This is a genomic window from Nocardia sp. NPDC060259, from assembly GCF_042728775.1.
Classification (GTDB): Bacteria; Actinomycetota; Actinomycetes; order Mycobacteriales; family Mycobacteriaceae; genus Nocardia.
Genome location: NZ_JBHXAY010000166.1, coordinates 1 through 9689 on the forward strand (window position 1 = coordinate 1; position 9689 = coordinate 9689).

Annotated in this window: 10 protein-coding genes; 4 read left to right on the forward strand and 6 right to left on the reverse strand. The window is 63.5% G+C overall.

Going from position 1 to position 9689, the window contains the following annotated elements:
- Positions 1 to 745: 745 nt before the first annotated feature.
- The 6 genes from ACFWF2_RS32590 to ACFWF2_RS32615 all read right to left on the reverse strand — a co-directional run bounded on the left by ACFWF2_RS32590 (position 746) and on the right by ACFWF2_RS32615 (position 6366).
- Positions 746 to 1408: a GAD-like domain-containing protein gene (locus ACFWF2_RS32590; RefSeq protein ID WP_379311328.1), complete on the reverse strand. Its 663-nt coding sequence runs from the start codon at positions 1406 to 1408 to the stop codon at positions 746 to 748.
- Positions 1390 to 3318 (reverse strand): polymorphic toxin type 15 domain-containing protein, encoded by a 1929-nt coding sequence (locus ACFWF2_RS32595; protein WP_379311329.1) that lies wholly within the window; start codon positions 3316 to 3318, stop codon positions 1390 to 1392. Before ACFWF2_RS32595 ends, ACFWF2_RS32590 begins: the two co-directional genes overlap by 19 nt.
- Positions 3319 to 4956: 1638 nt before the next feature.
- Positions 4957 to 5325 (reverse strand): hypothetical protein, encoded by a 369-nt coding sequence (locus ACFWF2_RS32600; protein WP_379311330.1) that lies wholly within the window; start codon positions 5323 to 5325, stop codon positions 4957 to 4959.
- A gap of 44 nt (positions 5326 to 5369) precedes the next feature.
- The gene (locus ACFWF2_RS32605; RefSeq protein WP_379311331.1) at positions 5370 to 5600 is read right to left on the reverse strand and encodes a hypothetical protein; all 231 of its coding nucleotides are present in this window, start codon (positions 5598 to 5600) and stop codon (positions 5370 to 5372) included.
- A 63-nt stretch (positions 5601 to 5663) separates the two neighbouring features.
- On the reverse strand, positions 5664 to 6092 hold the full coding sequence (locus tag ACFWF2_RS32610) for a hypothetical protein (protein WP_379311332.1): 429 nt from the start codon (positions 6090 to 6092) through the stop codon (positions 5664 to 5666).
- Entirely contained in the window at positions 6079 to 6366 is a 288-nt protein-coding gene (locus tag ACFWF2_RS32615; protein ID WP_379311333.1) for a hypothetical protein, read from the reverse strand. Before ACFWF2_RS32615 ends, ACFWF2_RS32610 begins: the two co-directional genes overlap by 14 nt.
- Positions 6367 to 6543: 177 nt before the next feature.
- On the opposite strand from ACFWF2_RS32615, the gene ACFWF2_RS32620 reads away from it, so the two are divergent.
- From ACFWF2_RS32620 to ACFWF2_RS32635, 4 genes are all read left to right on the forward strand, one after another.
- Complete coding sequence (locus ACFWF2_RS32620) at positions 6544 to 7287, forward strand: hypothetical protein (protein ID WP_379311334.1); 744 nt, start codon at positions 6544 to 6546, stop codon at positions 7285 to 7287.
- On the forward strand, positions 7271 to 7738 hold the full coding sequence (locus ACFWF2_RS32625) for an NUDIX domain-containing protein (RefSeq protein ID WP_379311335.1): 468 nt from the start codon (positions 7271 to 7273) through the stop codon (positions 7736 to 7738). Before ACFWF2_RS32620 ends, ACFWF2_RS32625 begins: the two co-directional genes overlap by 17 nt.
- 287 nt (positions 7739 to 8025) lie before the next feature.
- Positions 8026 to 8583 carry a PadR family transcriptional regulator gene (locus ACFWF2_RS32630; RefSeq protein ID WP_071930941.1) on the forward strand — a complete coding sequence of 186 codons (558 nt, stop codon included), beginning with the start codon at positions 8026 to 8028 and terminating at the stop codon, positions 8581 to 8583.
- Positions 8576 to 9685 carry an inositol-3-phosphate synthase gene (locus tag ACFWF2_RS32635; RefSeq protein WP_379311336.1) on the forward strand — a complete coding sequence of 370 codons (1110 nt, stop codon included), beginning with the start codon at positions 8576 to 8578 and terminating at the stop codon, positions 9683 to 9685. Before ACFWF2_RS32630 ends, ACFWF2_RS32635 begins: the two co-directional genes overlap by 8 nt.
- The last annotated feature ends 4 nt before the right edge of the window (positions 9686 to 9689 follow it).

Here is a 9689-nt window from a genome sequence, read left to right on the forward strand (position 1 = left end):
TCGAACCCTTGAATGCATCGACAAAGTAGTCAAACTCCTCGTCCTGTTGCGCTTGCGAATTGCTTATGTTCATTTTCTAATTGCCTCCAATCTGCGGGTGATATTTCTATCTCCAGCTGTCTATTCGGAGGAATCTCGCGCGTGTAGGAGTTCGCTCTGGCTGAGCTGAGTTCCGTGCGGCAGTCCAGCCCGAAGGACGCTACTCGCTAAAAGGCTCCCCGTCGTCTCCCGGTGGGTACAGCCTGTCGATGAGCAGATCTACATCGATGGGATCGAGGCGGATAGGCCGGTAGTTGAGATTTCGGATATGCCCCAAGAATTCCAGCGGTGGCGCAACGCGATGTACCTTGACATAATCCAACCACGCCAATGGCCACACCCACTGTCCATCGGTCATCTCGCCCAGGCGGACGTACCCACCGCCTTCCTGAAGGAAGCCGTCGCCGGAATGGCCTGGGGAGAGGATCAGTGGCTCGCAAAGTTCTAAGAATGACGCGACGCGATCCGACTCGTCCGCCGTAAGGCCTCCCGGGATCAGTTCGACGATAATCGCGGATTGGACAATCCTTCGAGGAGCTGACAAGCTAACCATTTGCATGACCTGCTTTCAGTTTGTTGAGTCCGACCACAATATGGGTCCGGCTCGCGTAGCCCCGCCATGTCCGGCGCACCGCACACCACGCGAGTACCCGGCGACCGTTCGCCGGGTACTCGCCCAACTCGGGATCGGCATTCCCTGTTTGCCTCAGAACTTCCAGTTCATGACCTGACGCTGCGTCACGGTACTCAGGAACCGCACATGATCGACCGCATTAACAACCCCCATTCCGCGGGGAGTAAAAGAACCACCCAAGCCGACCGCCGGAACGCACCCATACATCGTGGACGCATCAAGCCCGCCCAGCCGTTTACGCACGCGCCGAAACATCGGCATGTCGTCGTCCCCGTCCTCGTCCCACAGTTCCAGCAGTTCTGCATCAGTGTCAATTGCCACGAGAATTTGTAGATTTACGTCCAACTCATCGGCCATATTACCTGATTGATCGATAGGCACTATGAACCCGTTTTGTGGGTCAATTGTCAAGCTTCTGCCGGTCCTATTTCCCCACATCGTCAGCTTGCCGAAAGCTGTTCGAGTAAACGGAATCCAGTCATCGTGGAATGGCAACCTCAGTCCAGATATCCATTCATCGACAGCGGGCTGCCATTCTTCTGGATTGCACAGCCAGAGCAGTCCCTCTGCGTATCCAGAAAACCCCACTGTTCGCCATATGTCTAGCAGCAATTCGGGAACTCGCCCCGCGTATCCATCGATTACGCTATTTTCGGCGGCTACTGTCGCGTATGGTGTACCAAGGCTGGAAATTGCTTGTTCTAGACCAGCGCTATTCAAGGGTTCAATCTCCATTCGACATTCATCAATTCGTTTCCTCTGCCAGTTGCAACCAATTCTTCCGAATACGCACGTATGGCGTCGTGTTTCTTGCCCTTCCATTGGCTTCCGAGTGATGAATTCACGCCAACATCGCCAAGTCTCGGCAGGCCATTCGAATCAAATCGGATCACATCTGCACCACCTGCGATGATATCCGGTTCGTGTAGCGCGGCCATCCCCTTCATTCGATCGTCGACGATCTTCTTCGCATAAGCAGCCGGGCTCAAGCCATTCAGGGCTGCGGGATTCAGTGCTGCGAGCCTCCTGGCTTTGGCCAATTCCTGGAGAGTGGCCGCAGCTTTGTACTGTTTTCGTGCGTTCTTCTGTGCGTTTCCTGCACGCTGCACCGTGTTGAGGTTGTGTACCACCTCGGCGGCGGTCAGGCTATTCAATCCGTCGATCTGTCCCGTCAACTGGTCGACCATTTCCATCGGCTTGGCCCGGACGTTCGGACTCACGCCGTAGTGGAAGTCTAGTAGCAGCGGCGGCCCGGATGCTCGGGGGCGGAGTTGTCCAGCACTGTCATACAGCGGCGTAGGCGGCGCACCCCGGCGTGGGATCAACCCTGGCCGCAAGGGTGACGAGGGCAGTCGCGACGACGCTGAAGAGACCGATGTCGCGAACGTGGCCTGGCCGTTGGTAGCAGCAATCCGGGCCGGGCTGAGCTCGAGTTGGTTGAGGCGCTGCCCGAAGGCCCAAACTCGGTCAGAAAAGCGGATTGCCGCTGCTTTGAGGTTGTCGAAACGCCCTGGATTCAGATACGGGGAGAAGGGCGAGTAGGGCGGAACTTCGGGGTCTGGCTGGAAAGTGCTCGCCGACGGTGCCTCACCACGATCGCGAACGGGCAATCGGGTGGACTGTTCCTCTACAGGCAACGGTCTGGTCGGAGGAGTGCCAGGCGTATCTGCCGTACGTGGCGCAGCGGGAGCTGGATCATCCAGTCGAGCTGTCGGCGAGGGGCCTGTTGTTCTCGGCGGCTCGCCCTCGTGGATGGATCGCCGCCGGTAGTAGTCGTCGACAGCGTCGGTGAGTTGTCGTTGTTGGGTGGTTCTGCCGATTCGTGCGGCGTCGACTGCGTTGTCTGCTGCGGCGAGGGCTTCCCAGGTTTTGGGGGCGATTCTGCGGAGGCCGGCCTTGGCCGCTGCCCCGGTCAGCGTGCCCAGTCCGGGAATGATCAGGGCCGTGTTGATGCCTAGTTCGGCGGCTGCCCACGCGATTTCCGCGCCGCTGTAGTCGCCACGGTCGTGGGCGGCGTCCCACAGGATGAGCGCCGGTCCCACGGTCGCACCGACCAGGAAGTCGTTGAGCCCTTGTTTCAGGTCGCCGGCTGTGAGTTCGGTGCGGCTTGCTTCGAGCGCTTGTCTGCGGAGCTCCGCCGGGCTGTACATCGACGGGCGGGTGTTGTCGACGGTGCTGTAGGGGTCCTCGGCGACAGCAATCTTCTGCTGGTCGGTGACCCATGCGGCAATGGCCGGATCCAGCCACGGGATCCCGGCCTGGTTGAGGCGGGTGACTGCGGCGAATCGTTCTTCGATCTCCGCCTGGTTGCGGGGTACGTGATTGGCCCAGACCAGGTCGTTGAACTGTTCGCCCGGCGTGTACATGGCCGCGATCAGCCGTGCTCGGGCTACGTCATAGGCGGTCGGACCGTTCGGGCCGACCCACACCAGTGGCCCTGCGTCGAAAGCCTTCAGGTCGGCTTCGAGCTGTTGGCGTGTATAGCCGGGACCGGTGGGGAAGATCGTTTCCGGGTTGGTGACCGACCGTGGGACGACGCCGGGTTCGGCGAGTTGAACCGGCACCGTGCATTCGACGGATACCTCGGTCACGGGCTCTTCGGTGATCTTCATCGTCGTGATCGGCGGCAGCTCGGGGACGGTCACCGTCGTTTCCGTGACCCGGATGCCGTTGGCGGCAGTGGAGGTTTGTTGCAGCGAGCTGCCTTCTGGAAGTGCTGTGGCTACAACCACGGGAAGCGCTGAGCCCGGGTCGACGACCGGGGAGTTCGGGACCGTGACGGGGTTCGTCCCGCCCGGGAGAACGCCCAGCTCTTGGAGGGGCAGCGTGGATGGACTCGGCGTCGAGGTCGAGGGTCCGGCCGTGGCAGGAGGTGAAACTGGAGCCTGAGGCGTGGTTGCCGGGGATGATGGCGCGGTCGCTGGGGCCTGCGGAGTGTCGGCTCCCTTGGGGACAGCAACCTTCGGTGTTGCGGCCTTGTTCGCCCCCTTCTCCCCGCCGGTGGGGATGTCGAGCGGCGCGTCGATGGGATCGGCTTGCGCGGGTGATCGCCGCGCGTCGTCGAAGAGCCTGCGGCTGTTGTAGATTCGGTTCATTTGTCTGGCGGCGTCAGCTGGGGATGACACCGAGATGTTGAATACCCGTGGCTGGCGGTCACTTTCGGCGCGAGCCTCTGGCGTCGCCGGTGTAAGCGAGTTTCGCCACTCGATGGCCCGGGTTGCCCAGTCCGGCGTCGTCATCGCGCAGCCTGTGCGGGGACGCGGCATCGACCGATGCGTGCAGCGATAGCGTGGTGGTCGAGATGGGGTTTGAGGTGGTCCGTTTCGGACACGAGGTCCTCCTGGTTACGAGCACGAAAAAGCCCCGGCCGATCGGCCGGGGCTTTGGTGCTGTGAACGTTGTGATTGCCAGGGGTCGGGATCGAAGCAGAGCGCTGCGCGTTCGCGGTTGGCGATGGATCCGATTCCCTGTCGGCGCAGGACTACGTCCGTCGACGGCATCGGGTCGATAGCCGCTCGGGTGGAGGTCTCTGCGAGGGCCGAACCGCGCATGCCAAGAGCTGCACGTCTGCGAACGGAGGCAGACGGGTCCCGCTCAATGTCGAGAAATGAAGGGAGGCTTGCGAATTGGGCACAGCGCGGCCCGGCCCATCAATTGGGGATCAAGTTAGGGGATTGGTCAATGGTCGAGCATGTTTGCCCTGATCAGGGACGAATCGCGACCGGACGCCGGATCTGGAACCGCCGAATAATGTGGCGGCGTAAGCACACCCACTCCTGCCTGCGCGGAGAATGAACATATCGCGCGGGCGGATCCCGTTTCGCTACTGTCTGGTCTCGACTTCTCGGCCGCACCGTGCACACGAGGCAAACAGAGCCCCGGACCCTGCGGGCTGTGCGGCATCACCGTGGTCATGAAGCCGCATCACCTCGATTCCCTTTACCCGCAGATGACGAGACACCCGAAGCTCCGCGGTCGAGTCATCGCCATTCGCGTTCTCATCACACCGCCGCTGCACTGGACTGCGGCGTGGCTGGACTTCTCGTCGGAGGAGACCAACGGGAACCGGTCATCGTGAGCAGGGTCCATGTCGTGCCGAGCAACGAGTCTGGCAAGTCGCCCTGGTACTTCCTGCCTCACCACTGGTTCGTCGAGCGCGGACCCGAGGGGACGTCGGAGGAGTGCCCAGGTTCGAACCGCGCGAAGTGGCTCGCCGAGATCGCCATGTAGTGGAACGGCCCGGCAGGTACTCCTGCCGGGCTGTCGTCGAACTGCCGGGCGCTCTACTTCGAGTGCATCACGAACGCGACAGCGAACTTCACTTCACCGGGACCCTCGGCTGTGCCGAATGCACAGTGCGCGCGCCAGGTGTACGGGGTGTCGAGCGCGATGTCGACCACCTTGGAGTGCCATTTGTAGTCGGCTGGGATTGCCGCGTGATTGTCGTGATAGTTCGGCATGCCGTCGACGCGCGCCGTGCACGACATCGTGTTTCCGGTGATGAGCACCTGCACGCTCGGATCGAGGACCATGCTCCAGAACATGCGGTTGCTGAAGCCCGAATCGGCGGCGTAGACAACGTCGCCGGTGAACATGCCGTGGTCGTTCTTGTAGGTGTAGGACTGGTTCGCCGGGGTGAACGATGCGATCACCGGGTTTTGTGCGCCTGCTATGGCTGTGGCGGCGAGGACCGCGGCTAGTGCAGCGACGGGTGCGAAGAGGATGGACGTACGTGCTGTGCTCGACATTCGAATTTCCCCTGTGGGGTCCAGTCGATCACGACGTCGACCGGCAGCGACTCGTGCACATCCGCGTGGCGGAGGCCGTCGAGGTCGGAGACGTGGAACCACACGTAGGTGCCGTCGTCCGTCTTGATGACGCCGGTGCCGTTGGTCGGCTTCCAGCGGTAAACGGTCGCGGGTACCACGGTGTCCCCTCTCGGTTGAGCTGCGCAGACATGTCAATGATCGCGCGGGCGGATCTCGTTTCGCTACTGCGGTGGGTCGCCGGGCGATTCGTCACCCCCTTGCCGGCGTCCGGTGATGGCTTGCTCGACGTGCTCGACGTCGACGGTTGTGGCGCCGCTGTCCCGGGCGATGCGCTCGGCGACCTCCAGGAGTCGTTGCAGCGCTGGCGTGTAGAGCGGGTCGACGTCGATAACGACGGGCTCACCGACTGCGGCGAGTGTGGCAGCGGCGTCGGCGAACACGCCGTCGTCCTGGCCCTCGTCGACCGGGCCGACGGCGAACACGGGCCCGACCTTGCCGCGGTCATCGACTGGCGCCCACGATCCGTCCTCGCGGTGCAGCCAGCCCGCCACCTGGCGTGTGTGGGCGCCGACGATGCGCGAGGCGGCGTGTGCTTCGCGCATCGCCTCGGTGACGGCATGGCGGGCGTGGTCGAGTTCAGTACCCGGCACGACGGTCCAACCGCATCACGCCCGCACCGACGAGCACGTTGACGGCGGCCATCTTGCGCGGGCAGATGGTGCGGTCGCATCCCCGGTGTACCTGCATCATCCGGTGCGCTTGGTCGAGCGTGAATCGCTTCTCCGGTGCCGAGTGCACTATCACCGTGGTTCGGCCGGTCTGCTCGTCGTCGCGGGCGATGGCTTCGCGGGTGTCCTCGCCGGCGATCCGCGCAGCAATGGCGTCAACCGTCAGCTCGCTACGGTTGGGCTTCTTTCCCCACATCGTGAACTCCCCTCGTCGGTGGCTGCCCCGCCGCCGGGGATTCATGGTCGACCCGGCGGCGCGGCCTACACACAGATTCGCGCCGAAGACCGGGACGGCGGAACAGTCGCGAGGACGTTTCGGTGGACATCTGGGAACGTCTGACATGTCCTGCAAACGTCCCCGTATCGTTCGGACATGGCACAGCGGTTGGAATCGGCGATGCTGCGAGCTGGGCTCGACTCAGCTGGTCTCGCCGCTACGGTCGGCGTTGACGCGAAAACGGTCTCTCGGTGGTTGTCGGGCAGGGTTCCGCACCGGCGGACCCGGATCGCGGTCGCGGAAGCGCTCGGCGAGACCGAGGACAGCCTGTGGCCGCAAGCCAGGCCCGACATGGCCGCAGGTAGTCCGGCAACATCGGAAGTGCTCGCCGCCTACGCACACCGTGCCGACATCCCCAACGATGTGTGGACCGGGCTGTTGCTCAACGCTTCCCAGCAGATCGACCTCGTGGGCTACGCCTACCCGTTCGTGTTCGAACTCCTGCCCAACGCCGCCGAGATCATTGCCAAGAAATGCACTGCTGGCGCAACAGCCCGGCTGGCGTTTGCCGACCCTGAATGCGCCCATGCCGCCGAACGCGACCAACTCGAACAGATGCAAGGCACCCTCCCAGGTCGCATCCGCAACGCGCTCTCGATGCTCGGGCCGCTGGCCTCGACGCCCGGATGTACGGTCGGGCTGCACCGCACACATCTCTACAACTCGGTGTTCCGGTTCGACGACATGATGCTGGTTACTCCGTACTTGGTGCGCGCGCGTGGATACCAGCATCCCGCGCTGCTGCTGCGCCGCCTATCGGCGCACGGCATATTCGAGTCCTACGCCGACCAGTTCGAACAGATTTGGGGGACGGTGAGTCGCTATGGGCCGCAGGACTGACTACTACCGCGATCCGGCCGCACCACAACCGAACTCGCTGGTGCCCGGCGGTTCCGCGCTTGTGGTTGACGATGCCGGGCGAATTCTGCTGCAACGTCGGGCCGACTCGGGCAACTGGTCATTCCCGGGCGGGACCATGAATCTCGGCGAAACCCTGGAACAGTGCGTGGTCCGTGAGACCCGCGAGGAAACCGGCCTGGAGGTGACGATCACCGGACTGCTCGGCATCTACACCGACCCGGCCCACGTCATCGCCTACGCCGATGGCGAGGTCCGCCAGGAGTTCAACATCACCTTCTACGCCGCGGTGACCGGCGGTCGCCTCGCTGTCTCGAAGGAGTCCACCGCAGTGGAATGGATCGACCCCAACGACCTCGACGCGATGCCGATGCACGACACGATGCGGCTGCGAATCGCGCACCACCTAGAGGGTCGGACATGGTTGGGGTAGTCGGTCGACTGCCCAGCCCACAATGCCCCTCCTAGCGCATAGACCCGCGCCCTACCTCGGCTGATGTAGAGAGCGCGAAACAGGCCGTCCGGGCATGTTCCGGGCGGCCTGTTGTGTGTTCGGCCGCCCAGATCGCCACCGGCCAGCGGATGAGCGTCACGCCCAGTCACGGGAATCGCCCGCGCCTAGCCAGCTGATGTATCGCTCCGATATAGTTGGAAGTCGCATCCATCGGTTAGGTCCGTTCGGTCTGTCAGGCCGACATAGTCAGGGAGTGAGGTCGGCAAGTGCTCGAATTGGCGATTCTCGGCCTGCTCCTCGACGCGCCCATGCACGGTTACGAGCTGCGTAAGCGGCTGACGGGCCTGCTCGGAGCGTTCCGGGCCTTCTCCTACGGTTCGCTCTACCCGACGCTGCGCAGAATGCAGGCCGACGGGCTGATCGCGGAGGAGCTTCCGGAGGGCGCGATCGCGCGCCGTGCGCGCCGCGTCTACCGGCTCACGCCGGTCGGGCGGGAACGGTTCAACGAACTCCTCGCCGACACCGGTCCGCAGAACTACACCGATGACGGCTTCGGCGTTCACCTGGCCTTCTTCAGCCGCACCCCCGCCGAGGCGAGGATGCGGATCCTGGAGGGCCGGCGGCGTCAGGTCGAGGAGCGCCGAGAGGGACTGCGGGAAGCGATCAAGAAGGCCAGCGGCTCGCTGGATCGCTACACCCGTCAGCTCCACCAGCTCGGATTGGAATCAAGCGAGCGCGAAGTGCGCTGGCTCAACGAGTTGATTGCGGCGGAGCAATCGACGAAGGCGGCACCACAGAAAGAGGGAAAGAGCGGCCATGAGTGATGTCAACAAGGTTGGGTCCGGCGAGGTTCGCGTCGCGATCGTCGGTGTGGGCAACTGCGCATCGTCGCTGGTGCAGGGCGTGCAGTACTACAAGGATGCCGATGAGAACTCCACGGTTCCCGGCCTCATGCACGTCAAGTTCGGTCCCTATCACGTCAAGGACGTGAAGTTCGTCGCCGCGTTCGACGTCGACGCCAAGAAGGTCGGCTTCGACCTGGCCGAGGCGATCTTCGCCAGCGAGAACAACACGATCAAGATCTCCGACGTGCCGCCCACCGACGTCACGGTCCAGCGGGGCCCGACCCTCGACGGCATCGGCAAGTACTACGCGCTGACCATCGAGCAGTCCGAGGCCCCGGCGGTCGACGTCGTGAAGGCGCTCAAGGACGCCCAGGTCGACGTCCTGGTCTCCTACCTGCCCGTCGGCTCGGAAGAGGCCGACAAGTTCTACGCGCAGTGCGCCATCGACGCGAATGTCGCCTTTGTCAACGCGCTGCCGGTGTTCATCGCCTCCGACCCGGTCTGGGCGCAGAAGTTCGTCGACGCCGGCGTTCCGATCGTCGGTGACGACATCAAGTCCCAGGTCGGCGCGACCATCACCCACCGCGTGATGGCCAAGCTGTTCGAGGACCGCGGCGTGGTGCTCGACCGCACCTACCAGCTCAATGTCGGCGGCAACATGGACTTCAAGAACATGCTCGAGCGTGATCGGCTGGAGTCGAAGAAGGTCTCCAAGACCCAGGCCGTGACGTCGAACCTCACCGGTTCGCTCGCGGGCAAGGTCCATGACCGCAACGTCCACATCGGTCCCTCGGACTACGTGGAGTGGCTCGACGACCGCAAGTGGGCCTACGTCCGTCTCGAGGGCCGTGCCTTCGGTGACGCCCCGCTGAACCTGGAGTACAAGCTCGAGGTGTGGGACTCGCCGAACTCGGCGGGCATCATCATCGACGCCGTCCGCGCGGCCAAGATCGCCAAGGACCGCGGCATCGGCGGACCCGTCATCCCGGCCTCGGCCTACCTGATGAAGTCCCCGCCGGAGCAGATCGCCGACGACGTCGCCCGCACCCAGCTCGAAGCCTTCATCATCGGCGCCGAGTAAGAAC